The sequence below is a fragment of the Spirulina sp. CCY15215 genome (genome assembly GCF_016888125.1).
Taxonomy (GTDB): Bacteria; Cyanobacteriota; Cyanobacteriia; order Cyanobacteriales; family Spirulinaceae; genus CCY15215.
The window spans coordinates 1-219 of sequence record NZ_JACSWA010000018.1 but is presented as its reverse complement, the minus strand read 5'-3'; the positions used below and the strand labels follow the sequence as shown (position 1 = coordinate 219).

The 219-nt window shown below is 40.2% G+C and carries 1 protein-coding gene; it reads right to left on the bottom strand.

Going from position 1 to position 219, the window contains the following annotated elements; genetic code table 11:
* Positions 1-219, bottom strand: a 219-nt coding sequence (locus JUI58_RS00070; protein WP_204101729.1) for a Uma2 family endonuclease, incomplete at both ends; no start/stop codon positions are given.

Below are 219 nucleotides of genomic sequence, written 5' to 3'. Positions count from 1 at the left end.
CCAAACGCGGACTTTTCCATCCCTCCATCTGTGATATTTCATTTAACTTTTTTCCCTTTCTCAACCATCCTTGCAAGCGATTCTTTTTCGGATCGTACAGGTAATATTCCTCAATACCATGCCGTTGATAAAACTTGAATTTATCCTCCATCTCTCCTTTTCTGTTACTTTTCGAGAGAATTTCAAACGCTACTTGTGGGGCAATATTCTCCTCTTCCC